Raw genomic sequence first — 17,534 nt, 5'->3', positions numbered from 1 at the left:
GTGGGCGGCGAAAGCCGCCTACTTTCTTTCAGTGAGCATGATGGCGGACAAAGAAAGTAGCAAAGAAACCGCTGTTTCAATCGCTTTTGGCGATATATGGAATATTATGAATATCTTTGCAAAAGTTTAATACTCATAATTATAGTAGTAAAATATGTGTGAATTAACGACAAGTCAAAAACACATTATAACCGAACTGAATAATAGTCGAGGTGAATATAAACCTGCGTTTATGCAGATTCGTATTCATGATTCATATGATGGAAATATAGATGAACTTGATATTCCAACATTAGGCACTATTGTTCATGAGTATATTCACTTTCTTCAAAATGTATCAACTCCGTGGGGACTATATGATAGTATGGTTCGATATAATATAATGGCAGAAACATATGCTTTTGTAGAAAATGCAACATCTACTATCACACTCCCATTAGATATAGATTATTCTCCAGAACTGGCGAATAAAATAGCTATTGTGAAATGTGGAATGGGATATTGTCCACTTGCAGATACACGGAGAAATGATTTTAAGATAGATGTAAATGAACGTATCTGTATTCATCGAAAATATAAACAATTGAATAATAGGATATTGCCTGTGATAACATTAGACATCTGTTTTACAGATGGTTCAAAACAAGCAATAACTTTGGGGGCTAATATTATCAAGGAGAGTATGGCTGCATTATATCAAATGCTAATTGATGAAACTGCAACTCATGAAAGATATGACCTCCCATATAATTTAGTTAAGATTATTGCAGAACAACATTTTTCAGCAATAGCGTCAGATAATATAAAATTGATAACAATTTGCTACATATCTTTATTTAGTCTTTCTCCTGCTGAAGTTTTAATCAATGAATTAGCATATGCGAATGAAAATCCGAATTTATCAGCAATAGAACTGTTTGAACAGTTCATAAATGAAGCTAAAATAAATATCAATGGTAAATCAATGTCAGTTTGTGACTTTTTTGATACTCTTATAGACGCATTCAAGCAAGTGTTTTCTAAAAGTGTCCAAGTAGAAATAGATTATATTGGAGAAGTTCTTGAACGAATACGTCCAGCCAAAGGTTTTGTTCCAATATTAACTTTGATTACTGATTACCAACCTCTATCTAAGGAACGAATCAAAACATTGATAGATTTTTTAGGAATGCCTTATAGCTATACTGACAACGGAGATTTTAATCCACCACCATCGTCCTTAACAGATTCCAGTAAACTGTCTGACGATATGTTAGCTTTAATTGGACACAATGCTCTGTTCACATATTTAACGGGATTACATAAATGTGGTTATGTTTGTCCATTGCATTCATTTTGTGAAAAACAAAATTGTGATAAAGAGGAATGCTATGACGAACCTTGGAATGGGAAAATGTGTCCTATGACGATTATGGGGGATTTGATACATATTAAAGAGAAAGAAGTCAGAATTCAATTCTAACAAAATGGGAAACTCCGATGAAGTTGTGGCTTCATCGGAGTTTCATTTGTCAGACATTTGCCATGTTACGGAATGTACAGCAGCGCAAACTCCGCCTTTCTCCGTTTGAGCAGCATGGCGTGCCGTTTACCCTTGTAGTTGCAGAAAGCGATATACTCCCGGTAAATGTTCCTGTCGCCCGCCTCCAATTTTCGGATCAGCGTGCTTTTAGGTATCTTTCCGCTCCCCAAAAGCCGGTATGGACCGACATTGTAGGCGAGTGTGGCAAGGAGCAGACTGTCACGCCCGAACTTGCGGAATATGGCGCAGAACTTACGCAAGTCTTTCCGCAGGAGTGCGTCCGCCTGTCGTTTCGTCATGGTGCGTGCCGAATAGCTTTCGCCCGACTGCACACGGTGACCCCAGCCCACGTATGGGTGGTGTTTCTCCGAGTGCCAGCCCTCAAAGTAGCGGGTACACAAAAATGCTCGTTCCATAAGCGGCAGGCGGTAAATTGCCGCCTGCCCGTCCGTTTCCTCTTGGCGGCTGATCTGTGCGGACACAGAACAGACCGCCATAAGTGAACAGAGGATAGCCATGAATACACGCATCATCTTGGCAGAGGTTTGAAATTGCCGATGGGGATAACGGAAACAATCCCGTCGTCCTTCACGCTGCGGTTGTTGAAGTCAAATTCCAGCTCGTATGAGTTGTTGAAGTTGTCCTCCACCACTACGATGAAGTTGTGCGCTTCGTCGCCCTCCGCCGTGTAATACAGCCGGAACTTCTCGTTTTCAAGCAGGTAGCGGTCGTTGGGCAGGAACGTGATGCCGCCCGCCATTTTCAGCGTGCCTTCCCCCTCGAACTGGAAATAACGAATGGTATAGAGGGTGTTGGCGAAGTCGCCCGTTTTTTTCAGCTCACAGCGGATTTCCACCGTCTGCCCACTCGTCACCTTGTTGGGTACTGGCATGGTTTCCACCGTGAAGGGATAGGATTGCTGGATGTCCATATCGTCGTCACACGATACGGCGGTGAGCGACACGGCGGCGAAAAGGCAGAGTGCCAACGCCTTGAAGATTGGTGTTCTCTTGTTCTTGTTGTTCAGTATGTTCATTGTCCTTTGATTTTTAAGTTATTGTTCTTTTTTCGTTGTCAGTTGCAGATACTCGTTCAAGTCCTTGCAACCATCATAGAGGGCGGAACGGTCGCAGACACGTTCCTCGTAGTGTCCTTTCAGCATTTCCAACGTGCGCCGTCCGGCTTCGTCACGGTCGAGGTAACAGTCTATGCGCCCGTAACCGTCCAGATACCTCATAGCCTTTTCCACGTTGGAAATGGAGTTCAGCACAAGGCAATCACCCGTTTCCAATCCGAGCGTGGCAGCGGAAAGAAAGTCCATGAATCCTTCAAATACGCTACATACGTCAGCCGGAGAGCCTTCCGCCTTGACCAGCGACACATCCTTCGGAGGCACACATCCTTTGAAGAAGCGGCTGCGGATTTCATAGCCACCCGCCACATTCGGAAAACCGACGGCGAAATACCGCTTGCCACGCGCACCGTAATTCAGTCGGCAGCAATACCGGGATGCAATGCCGTAAGGAATACCCCGTTCCGCCAGATAGTCCGTCAGTGGAGAACGAAACAGCGGGGTGGCTTCCACTCCTTCAAAGGCAGGTTCTGACGGTTTAGGCAGGAAAGTCGGTTTACTCATTTCGGGAACAGGCATAGGCATATTGGCGGTTTCCGCTATGAACTTCACTTGTTCCATGAAGTCGTTGCTTCCGATAAACTCCCCGGCAAGCGTGAAGATGTCGCCGCCCTTGCCCGTACCGAAGTCGTACCAGAGCTGTTTCGCCACGTTCACACGGAAAGAGGGCGTGCGCTCATTGCGGTATGGCGCACGATACCACAATTCGTTGCCGCTTCTTCGTACAGGCTCATGTCCCAGCCGTGCGAGGAAGTCCGCAAGGGGTATATGCCTCATGGCATCGATTTCCGTCCGTTCCATGCGGTGCGTCAGTTTATGATGAACTTCACGCCCACGCCCCACTGCGTATGAAACTTCCTCGTGTCGCCACCCCACAGGCAACGCTCCCGGAGGTTGGCGAGCAGAGCGATACGGTCTGCCACGTAAAACTCCACATCGAGCGTCAGTGCACCGCCGTAGATAAAGGAGTCCCGGTCATGGAGCGTGGAGCCGTCATGCAACACCTTTTCGCCCCAGTTCACCGATTCATATCCGGCAAGAGCCGAAGCCCCTGCATAGACGAACACGATTTTACGGGCATCGGAGAGTATCTTGAAGTAGTATCCCCCCTCCGCCGTGAACTGCGCCACGGGTATCTTCCCGTCCTTGTAAGGGTTGTTCTTCAACAGGTACTCGCCGCCGAACACCCATTTATTCCCCTTTTTCGTGTAGGTGGAAAGAGCCGCCCCGAAGCTGTGCCCGCCGTCGTTGCCGCCGGGATTGAAACCGTCCGCCATGTTCGCCCTGACCTCGATGCCCTGCATCTTCGGCAGGCATCGCTGGGCGTGCGCCTGCCCCGTGAACAGGGCAAGCGACGCGATGACTATTGCGATGTACTTTCTCATGGTCAGCGCACTTGAAGTTCGTTGATGGTATTGGCACGTACCAAGTCCTCGTTCTCAATCACGAAAGACTGGTGGCGACCTCCGTTCTTCTCGTTGAGTTCCACCACGAGGCATTTGTCGTCGGGAATGGTGAACTTCGCCATCGTGAATACCGTGCGCTCGCTCTTCTTTCCCGGCACGAGTGTGGCGTAATTCTGCGCACGGAGCGGCAGGATGATCTGCTCCTGCACGGCGGTACGCTTCGCCACCTTCTTGTCCACGATTTTCCATGTGATGTAGTCCACATCGAAAGGCACGTTGCTCTGGTTCTTTATCTCCGTGTGGAAATAGAGTAACCCGTTATGCGTGTAGATGCCTTTCAGCAGGTACTGGATGCCGAATCGCTTGCAGCCGATGTGCTTCACCTCGCGCTTATTCTGCTTGTGGATGGACTTCATGATAAGGCGCACCAGCATCGGGCTTTCGCTGCCCAGCTCCTTCAGGTATATTTCCTGCGCATTGTTCGGGCGGTTCACTGCCTCGCCGTCATGGATGAAGTCGCACATCTCCACGTTGAGCAGCAGCGGTTCGGCGGCGTACTTCACGTTGAAGGTATAGAAACTCCCGTCCTCCGTTATCACGGACATATTGGTTTCGTTCGGGAAGTTCCTCACGGTCGCTTTCACGCGGATGACGTTCTCCGCTCCGTCGGCTTTACCCGCAATCAGGTCGGGCGAGCCTAAATCGACGTAGCGCACCTCCGAGGGGAAAATGACGTGGACGGTCTTGTCGTAGGTCACTTCCAAGCCGTGCGGGGGAACCATGCGGTCGAAGGTCAGCTTCTTTGTCAGCCCGTGATACAGATCGCCGTCCGCCTCCTTCTGCGGATAGACCTCCTTTGTCAAGGTCGGTTGTTCACTTCCGTTGTCCGTTACAACGGTTACGTTCTCCTGCGCGTTGGCAGTTGCGATGCCCATAGCGAGGACAAGCATGATGATTACTTTTTTCATTCTACTTTGGATTTTAGTGGTAAATAAAAATTTGGTTGTTGTTTTTTAGTCGTTGATTGTTATTGTTTTCAATCTCTGTCCTGATATAGCATGACCTTGTATCCGGATTTCAGATGCACCTTGACGGTACGCATCTTCTTGGCGATATACTGGCTCGTGCCTTGTATCAGCCCCTTGCCCAAGTCGGAGGCGAGCTGCGCCCCTGCGTTGGTGGAGATATTAATGCTGCTGCCCAGCGAGCCGCCCATGTTGGCGGCAACCTCCCTGACGGCGTTCATCTCCATCGAGTTTGGAATGAAGATGCCGGGCTGTCCGTCCGTGTCATACACCGCCAGTTCTACCGGGATAATCGTACCTGCGTACTCCAGCGAAGTAATTTCAATATCGAGTCGTTCGCCCTGAATCTTTGCCGTGCCTACCACCACTGCATTGCGGGGTATGATTTTGTCCGCCACTGCCATCGGCTCCAGCAGCCGTAATCTTACCGCCTGCCCGTCAGTCACACTCTGCGCCCCATAGACACACGCCGATATGGTGTTCCTGTCCGATACAGTCGTGACACCCACCGCCGTATTGAAACTGCGGTTGCGCTCCTGCGAGAAGGAGGCGACAAACTCAGCGTTGCTCATCGGCTGTGAGAGCGAAGATACCACCTGATGCGTTACCTGCCTGACAGGTGCAGCAGTGTTCTTTCCGGCTTTCTGCACGGGGTAAGGCTCTGCCGCCTGTCCGACAGGTGGCTGTGTGCCGTTCTGCCCGCCCATGTACTTCGCCGCCAGTTCATAGGACTTCTCCATGAGTGCCACTTGGTCATCCATAGCGGATGCCTTGCCTTTCTCGGTTTCCAGTTCCGATTCCAGCGAGGCGATACGCTCTAACAGTTCGTCCATATCCGCATTGTCGTTCTTTGGCTGCTCGTAGAAGTTGCCGAGCGTGGCATTGAGGTCGCGGTAGGCGGCTGCGGATGATTGGATGGTCTTCGGGGCGGACTTCACATTCTCTTCCATGCCTCCGGGATTGGCAAGGTCGAAGTCCCTGCCGCTATCCGTTTCCGCCACTTCGCGGTCGAACATATCGCCCAGCTCCTGCATGGTGCGGCTGCGGTTCTCCTGCCGTTCCTCCATCGCCCCCTGTTCGTAGGCTTTCACCTTGTCGCCGATGATCTGACGGTTCGCCTTGTCAGCGTCGGGCATTTCGATATTGTAACCACCCGTTCCCGGTTGCTGCTCCTTGTCGGAAGACGGGGCGAATATCAGCCACATAGCACCGATGAATACCAGCACCATAGCGGGCAGCACTATCATTTTCTGACGTTTCAGCCTTTGGGCTTCGGTCAGCGGCTTGCGCTCCTTCTTCGGTTTCCCGTTGTCGGGAGCCGCCTTGTTCTCGTTTTTAGGTTCATTCTTCGTCTGTTTCATATAAATAAGGTATTACATTATGATTGTTTTCCGGCTTTACGGACAGTTCCACCTGTCCGGCATGGTCTGTTACTATCCGGCTGCCGTCATTCCTGCCGATGTCATAGACAGCTTTGCCGAAGGTGTAAAGGGCAAGCACCGTGAAGGCGGCGAGCATCGCCAGCACGATGCGCTTGCGTGTTTTCGGGGGCAAACCGTCCAGATAGCCTTTGAGCCTTGCCACCAGCATTTTCTTTTTGTCGTGGAGCTTCCAGTACGCACGCCAAAATGATTTTCTGATTTTCTTCATGTCTGTTACCTTTTGATGGTTTGTAAATCCTTGTTTTCGATGATGGTGAAGCCCTCGATGGTGAAACCGTTGGGATTGTCGTCCGAACGGGACGAGTTCAAAAGGCGGCACGTGGTCACGAGGCTGCGCTCGGTGACGTTGCTCTGCCGGATGATCTTCTGCGTGGCGTAGGTCACGGCACGGTAGGGATAGCCGTTGAAGTCGCACACCACGCTGTCCACCTTCAGCACTTGGTTGATGTTCCCGGCGATGATGCGGTTGTAGTACCCTTTCTCGGCGAAGTCCGAATAGTAGTTGTACACGCTTTTGTCCGCTAATAGCAGGGCGCGTTTCACATTATGCTCTATCGCGCTCTTTTCGGGTGAGAGCGTGAAGAACAGCTCGTGGAAACGGCGCACGTGTTCCCTCGCTTCTGCCGGACGGTTCTGCGACAAGTCTTGCGAGAGAGCCAGCATCAGCGACTTGCCGTTATCCAGCACGTAAATCTTTTCTCGTTGCCGCTCCGCGAAGCGGTAGGAACTCCACACGCTCCATACCGTTATTACGGCACACAACGAGAGGAAGACGATACCGGACAGGCGTATCTGCCTGAACGATGATTCGATGTTTTTAAGTGACTTAAATTCCATTGTTGTTTATTCGTTTTTAATTGTCAGTTGATTATTTCAGCAGTTTCCCGGCACGTCCGACCACGTTTCCTGCGGCTGCGCCCGCCACGCTGCCCGCAATACTTCCGGCTCGTCCTGCCGTCTGGTTCACGTTGCGACCGTAGCTTCCCATGCCTCCGGCTTGGATAATCCAGCCTGCTACCGTGGGGATGGTGAAGTAACCAATGATGCCGATTATCATGAAGACGATGTACACCCCGTCGCTCGAATCCAGCGAGAAGTTCGGGTCAGCCTGCATCCGTTCGATGTCGCTTTGCAGCATCAGCACTTGTATCTTCGCCAGTATGGTGCTGAACATATCCGACACGGGCAGCCACAGATAGACCTGTATGTAGCGGCATATCCACTGTGTAAGCGTGCTTTGGAAGCCGTCCCACACCGATATGGCGAAGGCTATCGGACCGAGTATCGCCAGCACCACGAGGAAGAACGTGCGGATGGTGTCTATCACGAGGGCGGCGGCTTGGAACATCAGTTCCAGTATCTCGCGGAAGAAGTCGCGGATGCCCTTCTTCATGTTGTACATCCCGCGCTCGATGTACATCCCCGCCATCGTCACCATGTCGCCGGGCGACCAGCCCAGTTCTTCCAGTTGTTTGTCAAACTCCTCGTTTGACACGAGGTAGGCGGTTTCGGGATTGCGCATCATCGCTTCGTACTCCAGTTTGTCCTTCTGCTCACGGTATCGGTTCATGTCCAGCGTTTCCGCCTCCAGCATCTTTGCCGTACCCTGCACGACGGGCGACATGATGCTGTTTATCGTACCCAATACCACCGTCGGAAAGAACATGATGCACAAGCCTATCGCGAACGGGCGGAGCATAGGGAACACGTCTATCGGTTCGGCTCTCGCCAGCGACTGCCATACCCGGTAGGCCACATAAAAGAGTGCGCCCAGCCCGGCGATGCCTTTCGCCACGCCCGCCATGTCCCCGCATAGCGGCACCATCTGTTCGTAGAGCGAGCGCAGAATTTGGTGAAGGTTGTCGAAATTCATAGGCTACCAATATCTTTCGTTCATGTTCCCGTACAGCCCCATGATGCGGTCAAGGTCGTTTTTCTTCTTCGCACGCAGGTAACTCACGCTAATGTTCTTGTTGGTGTAGTAGCTCACGAGGTTGCGGTAACGCTTCATTTTGGAGTAGCAGCGTTCCACCACGTCCATGCGCTCCTTGTCCGTCATGGAGAGCGTGGTGATATTCACCACATTCTTCAGTTCCGTCAGCACATCGTTGGATTCCTCCAATAACTTGGTGTAGCCAAAGGCGATGGCTCCCAGTTCCTCCACCGTGAAGTTGTCGTCACGCATCATCTTCTGGAAACTGGTCACATAGGTGTCGGTGATGTCACCCACCATCAAGATGGTCTGCTGCACCTTCCGGGCGTCCTTTACCAGATTGTTCACGGATTTGAGTGCGTCGTAATACTTCTTGCCCTGTTCGTAAATCTTCACGGTCTCTTGAAAATTTTTTATCATATTTTGGGCGGTCGTGGAAGTGTGTACCACGTTCTTCGAGGTGTTCACGATGCTCTGCGCGATGTTGGACGGGTCTATCACCGCCCACTGTGCGCTTGCCCTGCCGACTGCAAACAGGCACAGGCAGATAATAAGTGTTATTCTTGTTCTCATGTTACTTTGGATTTTAGTGGATTTCATTATTTATTGCTCGCCTATCGGATGGTCCGGTTTCGGGTTCACACGCACGTAGTCCCCGTTCGGCGAGAAGGTCAGGATGTCCGTCGCCTCGTTGTAGGACACGTCGATGCGGAATCCGGTGTTCATGAACAGATTGCCGTTCTCCTCCTGCAAGAGATAGGTTTCCGGCTTCAGCTTGCGGCGGATGCCGCTCCGCTTGAATACCGTCACCTTATAGGCTTCGCCCTCCTTGTAGATAAGCACGTCGGGCTTGCCCTCCACACTCTCCCAGTTTCCGCAAAGCAGGTCGCGTCGGTTGTCCGTTATGTCGCAGGATTGCAGCACCATGACCGCCAGCCCGATTAAACACTTGCTGATTTGCAGCATTTTCGTTCTTGATATACTCATACGCATTTTCTTTTTTAGTTGATGAATCTGTTTCTATTTATTCCTTTTTTCTCCGCCTTTCGGCAAGCTGCCGGATGACGGCTTCAATGTCGCCGCCCAACTGTTCCGCCAGACGGTAAACCTCTACTTTTTCCGTTTCTTCGGTGGTGTACGCCAGATACTCTTCAGCACTAACTTCGGTGGCATAGACTGCCGACTGCGTGCCGCCCAGTCCTATCCACACTTCCTTGTAGAGCCTTGACGGGTTGTTCGCCATGTTGATGGAGAGTATCTGCGACTTCTCTTTCTCCGTCAGACCCAACAGGGACTGTATGGCATCAAACTTGTTCATGTACTTCCGCTGGTCAAGGAGTATCTTGCAGTCGGAGTTGTTGATGATGCTCTCCTTGACGACGGGCGAGGAAATGATGTCGTCCACCTCCTGCGTCACCACGATTGCCTCCCCGTAATACTTGCGCACGGTCTTGTACATATAGCGCAGGTACTCAGCCATGTTCGCCGAAGATAGAGCCTTCCAAGCCTCTTCCACTATCAGTTGCTTGCGCACGCCTTTCAATCGGCGCATCTTGTTGATGAAGGCTTCCATGATGATGATGGTCACCACAGGGAAAAGCTCGCGATTTTCCTTTATACTGTCAATCTCGAAGACGATGAACCGCTTGCCGAGCAGGTCGATGTTCTCCGTGGAGTTGAGCAGGAAGTCGTAGCGTCCGTCCCGGTAATACTGCCGCATGGTGGTGAGCATATTGTCGATGTTGAAGTCGGACTTCTCCACCTTTATCTCACGTTCCGCCAGTTCGCGGCGGTAGTCGTCGCGCATATACTCGTAGAAGGTGTTGAACGAGGGGACGATGCTCCGGTCAGCCCTGATACGCTCGATATAGGCGTTCACCGCACTGCCCAGTTCGCCGCTCTCCGTCTTCGTCACTTTGTCGTCCTCCGACTTCCAGAGCGTCAGCAGCAATGTCTTGATGCTGTCCTTTTTCTCCACGTCGAACACGTAATCATCGGTGTAGAACGGGTTGAACGAAATCGGTTTCTCCTCCGTGTAGGTGAAGTACACGCCGTCCGCCCCGTTTGTCTTGCACCGGATCATCTCGCACAAGCCCTGATAGGAGTTTCCCGTGTCCACCAGCACCACGTGCGTACCCTGCTCGTAGTATTGCCTCACGAGGTGGTTCATAAAAAAGGATTTGCCGCTGCCCGAAGGACCCAACACGAACTTGTTGCGGTTGGTCGTGATACCCCGCTTCATCGGCAGGTCGCTGATGTCGAGGTGCAACGGTTTTCCCGTAAGCCTGTCCACCATCTTGATGCCGAAGGGCGAGAGCGAACTGCGGTAGTTGGTTTCCTCCGTGAAGAGGCACACCGCCTGCTCGATGAATGTATGGAAACTCTCTTCCGCCGGGAAGTCCGCCGCGTTGCCGGGCATCGCCGCCCAGTAGAGCGTCGGGCAGTCGATGGTATTGTGGCGCGGCACGCACTCCATGCTTGCCAGCTGGCTGCCCACATCGTTCTTGATATGCTTCAGTTCCTCCGCGTCATCGCTCCACGCCATGACGTTGAAGTGCGCCCGTACCGAGGTCAGCCCGTAGGAATGGGCTTCGTTCAGGTACTGGTCTATCCACTCGCGGTTGATGCTGTTGCTCCGGCTGTATCGGGATAGCGACTGCATATTCCTTGCGGACTTCTCGAACTTCTGCAAATTTTCCTCGCTGTTGTCGATAATCACATACTGGTTATAGATGTGGTTGCAGGAAAGCAGCAGCCCCACGGGGGAGGCGAAGGAGAGGCGACAGTCCGAGCGGTCGGTGGAGAGTTTCTCGTAGCGGATGTCGGTAGCCACCTTTCCGGGCATATCCTCCGCGTCGGAGAGGGTGTGCAGGCACAGGCGGTTGTCACCGATACGCATTTCTTTTGCCGAGAGGTCGATGTCCTGCAAGGTCGTGTCGCCTTCGGGCATGAGCGAGAAGTAACGCTCTATCAGCCCGGCGGACTTCTCCGTCCCGACAATCTCGTCGGTGGAGAGGCGGCGCAGCCTCACAAAGCCGCTGTCGTTCATGATGCGCTCGAACTGTTCGGCGGCCTCCATGAACTTCCCGGCGGTTTCCTTGTCCAGCTCCTTCGGGATGATATGTCCCCGGCACAGCGTACTGAAGTTGCTCTGCATACGGTTACGTTCTTTCGTCGTCTTGGTCAAGTAGAGATAGCAGGAGTGTTTCAGGTACGGACGCTCGTTGAAGTGGCGTTCAAAGGAACGGCTCAAGAAACTCATGTCGTCCTTCTGTAACTCCGGCTTGTATTTCTCCTTGATGAACCAATCCTGCTTATGCACGACGCAGAAGTACGGCAGCACCTTGATAGCCTTGCACCAGCAGCCGTGTATCGCCTCGTACTCTGCGCCCGTCACGGTGTAAAGCTCCGGCAGTTCCACCTCAAAAGCCACCGTGATGTCGGCGTCTTTGGAGATGATGCAGCCATGCTCCACCGCCAGCAGGGGGAACTTGTTTTCCAGTGTTGTCATTTTGGATGTATTTCTCATGTCGTTTCTTCCTTTCGTTGCCGTTTGAGTAATCGGGTGATCCGCCGTCGGTTGATAAGGTATCGGGGATGGCTCCTTGCCGCTCCCAATTTCATCAGCCCGTGTTCGCCGTACCGGGCGTTCAGCGCTAAGGTCTGCCATACGAGGACGGAAGAAGATGCCGCGCCGAAGCCGATACATATCCACTGGTCGATGCCGACCATATAGAGGATGACGAACAGGACGAAGAGAGCCAGCAGACCTCCGCAGAAGATGAAGAGGTACTGAGCCTTCAAACCCTTGAACTCGACCGGACGGCCGATACCCTTGTTTATCGGGTATTCAGCCATACATTGTTTATTAAAGGAAGAATGAGCGCAGGATAGTGGCGGCGACAATCAAGAAGATACAAGCCCCGAACCACGAGGCGGCGGTCTTCGAGGTGTCCGGGTCTCCGGACGAGAATTTTCCGTACACTTTCACGCCACCGATAAGCCCGACTACCGCGCCGATGGCGTAGATTAATTTCGTGCCGGGGTCGAAATACGAACTCACCATAGAGGTGGCTTCGTTGATGCCAGCCAGACCGTTTCCCTGTGCGAAAGCGGAGGCGGTTGCGGCAATCATAAGTGCCGCAGCGATGATTAACTTTTGTCTGATGTTCTTGTTCATAAACTGTTCTTTTTTTGTGCCGTCCAAAGGGTGGATAGTCCTTTTTCGGGCGGTTGATACTTGATTACTTTACTTTGGTTTTAGTGGTTGCCCGTTTGTTTCTACGGACTTGGGGCTGTCCGTTGCGGGTTGGCTGTACCTTGTACCGCCGTGCGCGTGGGTGTCGTCATTTTACGTTTTCATTTCCATTCTTTTTTAGTTGTTATACATAGTTTCGGAAGTCGAACTCCTCGATGTTGTCGGGAATCACGAACACCTTTTCCTTTTGTTGTGTCACGGTCATGTTCACCGTGTCCACGAAAACTGCCATCGCCTTTGCAATCCTCTCGCTCATTGCTTCATCGGTCAGGCGTTCCGTTATTCTTGTGAAAAGCTCTGTCCCGTCCAGTTCCGTCATGACCTTTCCGGCGTGTCGCATTTCCTCATCGGATGGTGATTCCTTCCGTATGGTGTGTACTGCCATGTCAATATCCTCGAAGCTACTTCCCGAAGCCTGCTTTTTGTCTGGTTCTTCATCCTCCGGTTCATCTTCTCCGTACTCCAGTTCCGAGGGCGGGATGCTCGTGAAGGTTTCATCGAGTTTGTCCTCCGGTACTTGTGTCGGGCGTGAGACGGTTTCCGTGTTTCCGTCGTCAAAAGTAGCCTCTTCCTCCGACAGCTCAATGCCTTTTTCCGAAGTGGCGGCTTCTTGCGTCGGTATGGCAGCGGTTGTCCGGGTCGATGCCATCTTGAAACGGCTCTTGCCAATGATGTCCGAGGTGTCTGCGTGAGGTATTTCCTTATCCTTTCCTTGCTCTGCCACCGTACTGTCCAATGACCGCCACAGCCCGGCAATATGTCTGAAGAAACGGATGAGCTTCGTGTCCATGATGCGGTCATAGAACAGCAGAAACAGAAACCACACGTTGCAAGCAACCGATACGATTAAAAACGCCTTTGTCATAATCTTACTTTTTGGGCGTTTTCAATCTGTTCCATGTACTGCTGCCCGTATTGTCGGAAATGGTCGCGGAGGATGTTATCCACAAACTTGCCGATGCTCAAACCGTTTCCCATCCGACTGGTAACGATAGCGACTTTCTCATGAATTTCTCGGCTGATGTATATACATTGCCGCGTTTTGATTTCCGATGCTTGCAGGAAAGTCGAGAGCGGTTTGTCTCTGCCTTTATCCTTGCGGAAGTCAACGTCGGTATTTTCCTGCCCGTAGTCGGTTACACACTTTGCTGCACGGACAGCGGTTCTTTCACTCTTTCCTGTTTGCAGATACTCAGCCTGACGGTTCTTATTTGTTCTTTTCATACTTCTTTGTTGTTTTTGAGTGTTTATAAATTATAGGATTCCATGTGCCGTTTGAACGATTCGGCTATCTCGTCTTGGAACAGCGTGAAATGGTGTGTCAGCACGTTGTCAAGAAATGCCGCGATAGTCACTTCGTTGCCTCCGATTACATGAAGCATCTTCTGTATGCGGTCGTGGTACTCCTTGCGGATATAGACCTGCTTGCCGAGCCTTGCCGTGATATTGGAACCGCATATGAATACTGTGTCATAATCCAATTTTTCCGGCTTGCTGTTCCTGCGCCTGCGTTCCGGCTCCTCTTTGGAGTGCGAGGCGGGTGGAGAAACGGCTTCTTGTATCGCTTCTTTCGGAGGTGGGACAGGAGCGTTCCCGTCCGTGCTTCTTGCTTCCGGCGGAATGCTTGTATCGTCCAGTCGAAATGAGTTGATTACGGCTTCGCTGTCGATGTCCTCGATTCTTGTTTTCTTTGCCATGCCGTTCAGTTTTTGATGATGCCGAGAATCTCATCGACGAGTTTGTCGAGGTTGCTGCCGCGTACCAGTATTTTGTCCGCCGGAAACGCCGTGGAGCGGAATACCGCCTTGCGTTCTGCCGCCGTCTCCTTGCGGAAGCGCTTACTGTCCGGTAGATGTGTTTCCAGAATGGGCAGGGCGAACTCGGCACAGACCTTGTCGTATGCCTTGTAAAGTTCAGTCTTTTCGCGTCCGTCCACCATGTTCCACACGAGGTAAATCCCTTTGATGCCGGACTTGCCCGTGCTTATCATCTGTTCGTTGATGACAGTGGCGAACTTGATGGAACTCTCCATTACCACACGGTCGGCGATGATGGGCGTGAAGATATAGTCCATTTGGGAAATGGTCTGCACCACATCGGCATTGTTGATTGTTCCCGGCAGGTCGAAGAACACGAAATCGAGGTCGGGCTGCGCTGCCACCAGATTTTCGGCGGTCTTTACCGCATCTTCCGCACGGCTGCATCTGATGGTGTACGGGTTCTTCTTCAGTCGTTTGAGCTGCTCATACGCCAGCACCTTGTAATGCCCGTCCTCCATGACGGCTTTCATGTCACGCTTGCGCATGTCATGGATACTGTACTGCGGGAAATCGCAGTCCACCACGGCTACGTTGTAGCCTTTCACATAGTGCAGATAGCTTGCTACAAGCACTGTCAGGGTTGTCTTACCCGCTCCACCTTTCTGCGTGGAGATTGCCACATAAGTTGCTTCTTTCATTTTTTTGATAATTTATTTGGTTATACATCTGTCCGGTGGCGGTAGCGTATTGTCATTAGTACGTACGCACGCACTCCCATTCATTTATTTATTCACTCCTTAATCCGGCTGTGCCTGCGGGTATTCATCGGTTTGTCCAACCGTCCATGCTTTTATCCGTCCGCACGGACGTGTGCTTGGAAAACTATCTGAATACATACACCTGTTTTCAACCGTTTGGATTGATGCCCGGATTGCTGTCCGAACATCTGGCGGAAGGAGTGTATTTTCAGTCCCACATCCGAATCACACTGCAAATAAACAAGGATATTTTGGAACTTGTATCACTTCTCCGGCAAGTGGCAGCACGTTGCGCCGGTTGACACTGATTGTCTGGGTCAAGCCTCTGTCCGACATCGCTTTAAGGGCGTAACTTTGCACCTGAACGGCAGGGTACGCCGCAGGTGGCGCAGCCCGGAGTTTGAAAGAAATCATCCCCAATCCGTCCCCAACGGATTTTTATGTTCACCTGAACATAGCAAGGTATGTTTTCAGCCGCTCAAAATATTTTGAGCATCCCGGAAAACGCCTTGCCCTTGCAGGGGGCGGGCTTTCCCTCCGAAGTCGGGAAGCCTTTCAAAACTGCGGTGCTGTAATCCGAAGCGGCGGCTTATGCCGTCAATCCGCTAAATCCAAAGTAATATGAAAGAGAAAAGGAAAAGCAAATCAGGGAGAAATCCCAAACTTGATCCGGCGGTGTACCGTTACACCGTCCGTTTCAATGAGGAGGAACACAACCGTTTCCTCGCCATGTTCGGAAAATCGGGTGTCTATGCACGGTCGGTTTTCCTCAAGGCGCACTTCTTCGGACAGCCGTTCAAGGTGCTTAAGGTGGACAAGACGCTGGTGGACTATTACACCAAACTGTCGGATTTTCATGCACAGTTCCGTGCCGTGGGTACGAATTACAACCAAGTCGTGAAGGAACTGAGGCTGCATTTTTCAGAGAAAAAGGCGATGGCGTTGCTCTACAAATTAGAGCAACACACCGTCGAACTCGTGAAACTGAGCCGCCGGATTGTGGAACTTTCAAGGGAAATGGAGGCGAAATGGTCGCAAAAATCAGTGTAGGAAACTCGTTGTACGGCGCGATTGCCTATAACGGGGAGAAGATTAACGAGGCGCAGGGGCGGTTGCTTACGACCAACCGCATCTACAATGACGGTTCGGGAAAGGTGGACATCAACAAGGCGATGGAGGGTTTTCTCACCTTCATGCCGCCACAGATGAAGGTGGAGAAGCCGGTGGTGCATATTTCGCTCAACCCGCATCCGGAGGATGCGTTGACCGATGCGGAATTGCAGGATATAGCCCGCGAGTATCTGGAAAAACTCGGTTTCGGCAACCAGCCTTATCTTGTTTTCAAGCACGAGGACATCGACCGCCACCACCTGCACATCGTGACGGTTCGGGTGGACGAGAACGGGAAATGTATCAGCGACAAGAACAACTACTATCGTAGCAAACAAATCACCCGTGAGCTGGAGAAGAAATACGGGCTGCACGATGCGGAGCGCAGGAACCGCCGTCTTGACACGCCGCTAAGCAAGGTGGACGCATCGGCAGGCGATGTGAAGAAACAGGTAGGCAACACCGTGAAAGCTCTGAACGGGCAGTACCGTTTCCAGACGATGGGCGAATACCGTGCGCTCCTTTCCATCTATAACCTGACGGTGGAGGAAGCGAGGGGTAACGTGCGCGGACGGGAATATCACGGGCTGGTCTATTCCGTCACGGACGGCAGGGGCAACAAGGTGGGCAACCCGTTCAAGTCCTCGCTCTTCGGGAAGTCCGCAGGCTATGAAGCCATGCAGAAGAAGTTTGTACGTTCCAGATCGGAGATTAAGGACAGGAAACTGGCAGACATGACGAAACGTACCGTTCTTTCCGTGCTGCAAGGCACTTATGACAAGGATAGGTTTGTTTCCCAACTTAAAGAGAAGGGCATCGACACCGTACTGCGCTACACGGAGGAAGGGCGCATCTACGGGGCTACCTTCATCGACCACCGCACGGGGAGTGTGCTGAACGGTTCGCGCATGGGCAAGGAGCTTTCGGCGAATGCCTTGCAGGAACACTTCACCCTGCCATACGCCGGACAACCGCCGATACCGTTATCCATCCCTATGGATGCTGCGGACAAGGCACACGGACAGACCGCATACGACCGTGAAGACGTATCGGGCGGAATGGGCTTGCTCACTCCCGAAGGTCCGGCGGTAGATGCCGAGGAAGAGGCTTTCATCCGGGCGATGAAGCGCAAAAAGAAGAAAAAGCGCAAGGGCTTGGGTTTGTAATCGGAGTATCAACAATTAAAAA

At 51.7% G+C, this 17,534-nt stretch carries 22 protein-coding genes; 4 read left to right on the top strand and 18 right to left on the bottom strand.

Going from position 1 to position 17,534, the window contains the following annotated elements; genetic code table 11:
• The first annotated feature begins 154 nt into the window (after positions 1–154).
• Positions 155–1,462: a hypothetical protein gene (locus CTY47_RS07940; RefSeq protein WP_229119787.1), complete on the top strand. Its 1,308-nt coding sequence runs from the start codon at positions 155–157 to the stop codon at positions 1,460–1,462.
• Between the two features lie 65 nt (positions 1,463–1,527).
• Here CTY47_RS07940 and CTY47_RS07930 read toward each other — a convergent pair whose 3' ends face one another.
• The 18 genes from CTY47_RS07930 to CTY47_RS07845 form a co-directional block, all read right to left on the bottom strand.
• Positions 1,528–2,055 carry a glycoside hydrolase family protein gene (locus CTY47_RS07930; protein WP_048928290.1) on the bottom strand — a complete coding sequence of 176 codons (528 nt, stop codon included), beginning with the start codon at positions 2,053–2,055 and terminating at the stop codon, positions 1,528–1,530.
• Positions 2,052–2,558: a DUF3872 domain-containing protein gene (locus CTY47_RS07925; protein ID WP_048928291.1), complete on the bottom strand. Its 507-nt coding sequence runs from the start codon at positions 2,556–2,558 to the stop codon at positions 2,052–2,054. Before CTY47_RS07925 ends, CTY47_RS07930 begins: the two co-directional genes overlap by 4 nt.
• A gap of 18 nt (positions 2,559–2,576) precedes the next feature.
• Positions 2,577–3,455, bottom strand: a complete 879-nt coding sequence (locus CTY47_RS07920; protein ID WP_048928292.1) for a toprim domain-containing protein — start codon at positions 3,453–3,455, stop codon at positions 2,577–2,579.
• 8 nt (positions 3,456–3,463) lie between these two features.
• Positions 3,464–4,039, bottom strand: a complete 576-nt coding sequence (locus CTY47_RS07915; protein WP_032937888.1) for a conjugal transfer protein TraO — start codon at positions 4,037–4,039, stop codon at positions 3,464–3,466.
• A 2-nt stretch (positions 4,040–4,041) separates the two neighbouring features.
• The gene (gene traN / locus CTY47_RS07910) at positions 4,042–5,028 is read right to left on the bottom strand and encodes a conjugative transposon protein TraN (RefSeq protein ID WP_048928293.1); all 987 of its coding nucleotides are present in this window, start codon (positions 5,026–5,028) and stop codon (positions 4,042–4,044) included.
• A gap of 68 nt (positions 5,029–5,096) precedes the next feature.
• Complete coding sequence (gene traM / locus CTY47_RS07905) at positions 5,097–6,446, bottom strand: conjugative transposon protein TraM (protein WP_048928294.1); 1,350 nt, start codon at positions 6,444–6,446, stop codon at positions 5,097–5,099.
• Positions 6,427–6,735, bottom strand: coding sequence for a TraL conjugative transposon family protein (locus CTY47_RS07900; protein WP_048928295.1), 309 nt, complete (start codon positions 6,733–6,735; stop codon positions 6,427–6,429). Before CTY47_RS07900 ends, traM begins: the two co-directional genes overlap by 20 nt.
• A 5-nt stretch (positions 6,736–6,740) precedes the next feature.
• Positions 6,741–7,364 (bottom strand): conjugative transposon protein TraK, encoded by a 624-nt coding sequence (gene traK / locus CTY47_RS07895; protein WP_048928296.1) that lies wholly within the window; start codon positions 7,362–7,364, stop codon positions 6,741–6,743.
• A 31-nt stretch (positions 7,365–7,395) separates the two neighbouring features.
• Complete coding sequence (gene traJ, locus CTY47_RS07890; RefSeq protein ID WP_048928297.1) at positions 7,396–8,400, bottom strand: conjugative transposon protein TraJ; 1,005 nt, start codon at positions 8,398–8,400, stop codon at positions 7,396–7,398.
• 3 nt (positions 8,401–8,403) lie between these two features.
• Positions 8,404–9,033, bottom strand: coding sequence for a DUF4141 domain-containing protein (locus CTY47_RS07885; protein ID WP_004308927.1), 630 nt, complete (start codon positions 9,031–9,033; stop codon positions 8,404–8,406).
• 30 nt (positions 9,034–9,063) lie between these two features.
• Positions 9,064–9,447 (bottom strand): DUF3876 domain-containing protein, encoded by a 384-nt coding sequence (locus CTY47_RS07880; protein ID WP_055229054.1) that lies wholly within the window; start codon positions 9,445–9,447, stop codon positions 9,064–9,066.
• Between the two features lie 37 nt (positions 9,448–9,484).
• On the bottom strand, positions 9,485–11,989 hold the full coding sequence (locus CTY47_RS07875) for a TraG family conjugative transposon ATPase (protein ID WP_048928298.1): 2,505 nt from the start codon (positions 11,987–11,989) through the stop codon (positions 9,485–9,487).
• The gene (locus tag CTY47_RS07870; protein ID WP_048928299.1) at positions 11,986–12,318 is read right to left on the bottom strand and encodes a DUF4133 domain-containing protein; all 333 of its coding nucleotides are present in this window, start codon (positions 12,316–12,318) and stop codon (positions 11,986–11,988) included. Before CTY47_RS07870 ends, CTY47_RS07875 begins: the two co-directional genes overlap by 4 nt.
• A 10-nt stretch (positions 12,319–12,328) precedes the next feature.
• Complete coding sequence (locus CTY47_RS07865) at positions 12,329–12,640, bottom strand: DUF4134 domain-containing protein (protein WP_004311205.1); 312 nt, start codon at positions 12,638–12,640, stop codon at positions 12,329–12,331.
• Between the two features lie 202 nt (positions 12,641–12,842).
• Positions 12,843–13,583, bottom strand: coding sequence for a hypothetical protein (locus CTY47_RS07860; protein WP_005643920.1), 741 nt, complete (start codon positions 13,581–13,583; stop codon positions 12,843–12,845).
• The gene (locus CTY47_RS07855) at positions 13,580–13,969 is read right to left on the bottom strand and encodes a DUF3408 domain-containing protein (RefSeq protein WP_287647342.1); all 390 of its coding nucleotides are present in this window, start codon (positions 13,967–13,969) and stop codon (positions 13,580–13,582) included. Before CTY47_RS07855 ends, CTY47_RS07860 begins: the two co-directional genes overlap by 4 nt.
• A complete protein-coding gene (locus CTY47_RS07850; protein WP_004311202.1) occupies positions 13,966–14,415 on the bottom strand; it encodes a DUF3408 domain-containing protein in 450 nt (149 codons plus the stop codon). The genes CTY47_RS07855 and CTY47_RS07850 overlap by 4 nt, the downstream gene beginning before the upstream one ends.
• A 5-nt stretch (positions 14,416–14,420) precedes the next feature.
• The gene (locus CTY47_RS07845; protein ID WP_005643916.1) at positions 14,421–15,176 is read right to left on the bottom strand and encodes a ParA family protein; all 756 of its coding nucleotides are present in this window, start codon (positions 15,174–15,176) and stop codon (positions 14,421–14,423) included.
• A gap of 146 nt (positions 15,177–15,322) precedes the next feature.
• Between CTY47_RS07845 and CTY47_RS17665 the strand changes: the two genes are divergently transcribed.
• The 3 genes from CTY47_RS17665 to mobB all read left to right on the top strand — a co-directional run bounded on the left by CTY47_RS17665 (position 15,323) and on the right by mobB (position 17,512).
• On the top strand, positions 15,323–15,538 hold the full coding sequence (locus CTY47_RS17665) for a hypothetical protein (RefSeq protein WP_070612954.1): 216 nt from the start codon (positions 15,323–15,325) through the stop codon (positions 15,536–15,538).
• A 319-nt stretch (positions 15,539–15,857) separates the two neighbouring features.
• Positions 15,858–16,286 carry a conjugal transfer protein MobA gene (mobA, locus tag CTY47_RS07830; RefSeq protein WP_004291488.1) on the top strand — a complete coding sequence of 143 codons (429 nt, stop codon included), beginning with the start codon at positions 15,858–15,860 and terminating at the stop codon, positions 16,284–16,286.
• The gene (gene mobB / locus CTY47_RS07825; RefSeq protein WP_004348454.1) at positions 16,265–17,512 is read left to right on the top strand and encodes a conjugal transfer protein MobB; all 1,248 of its coding nucleotides are present in this window, start codon (positions 16,265–16,267) and stop codon (positions 17,510–17,512) included. Before mobA ends, mobB begins: the two co-directional genes overlap by 22 nt.
• The last annotated feature ends 22 nt before the right edge of the window (positions 17,513–17,534 follow it).

The organism is Parabacteroides provencensis (genome assembly GCF_900232875.1).
In the GTDB taxonomy this organism is placed as follows: Bacteria; Bacteroidota; Bacteroidia; order Bacteroidales; family Tannerellaceae; genus Parabacteroides; species Parabacteroides chinchillae.
The sequence above is the reverse complement of the archived record's forward strand: the minus strand, read 5'-3'. Positions and strand labels throughout refer to the sequence as shown.